This is a genomic window from Bacillus sp. LR--39 (assembly GCF_053613335.1).
Genome location: NZ_JBSIOT010001429.1, coordinates 1 through 549, shown reverse-complemented (window position 1 = coordinate 549; position 549 = coordinate 1). Strand labels below are relative to the sequence as shown.

1 pseudogene is annotated in these 549 nt (G+C 45.0%); it reads right to left on the bottom strand.

Features of this window, described 5'->3' with window-relative positions:
• Positions 1 to 91: 91 nt before the first annotated feature.
• Positions 92 to 549 (bottom strand): annotated as a pseudogene (gene bdhA / locus ACWHAR_RS30940) ((R,R)-butanediol dehydrogenase); the annotation flags it as partial.

The following is a 549-nucleotide window of genomic DNA, read 5'->3' as shown; positions in this document are numbered from 1 at the left end:
ACAGCGGGGCAAAGAAGGATTCTGGGGCTGAAGTGATTGGATAATTTAAAAAAGAATCCGCACCCGAGTGCGGATTCTTTTTGGTTTCAAATTAGTTAGGTCTAACAAGGATTTTGACTTGGCTTTTCTCTTTAATAAGAGCCCCGAAGCCTTCCTCGATCAAATCATCTAGTACGATTTTTTTCGTTACGAGTTTGTCGGCTGAGAAATAGCCTTCTTCCATTAATGACAATACAGCCGGGAAGATGTCGCGGTATCCGATAATTCCTTTTACTGTACGTTCTTTGATTACGATATCGTTCGGATGGATTTCAGCACCTTTTTCCCAAATGCTGACGATGACGGTTTCACCGGCAATTGTAGTGGACTGGATGGCTTGTCGTAACACCACTGGGACACCAGTGACTTCGAATGCTACGTCAACACCGCCTCCTGTACGTTCTGCAATCTCAGCGACTACATCGTCTGTTTTAGACGGATCAACGATGATCGCGCCAAGCTCCTCAGCTTTTTGCTGGCGTTCAGGAGAAAGCTCAACAGCGTAAATAT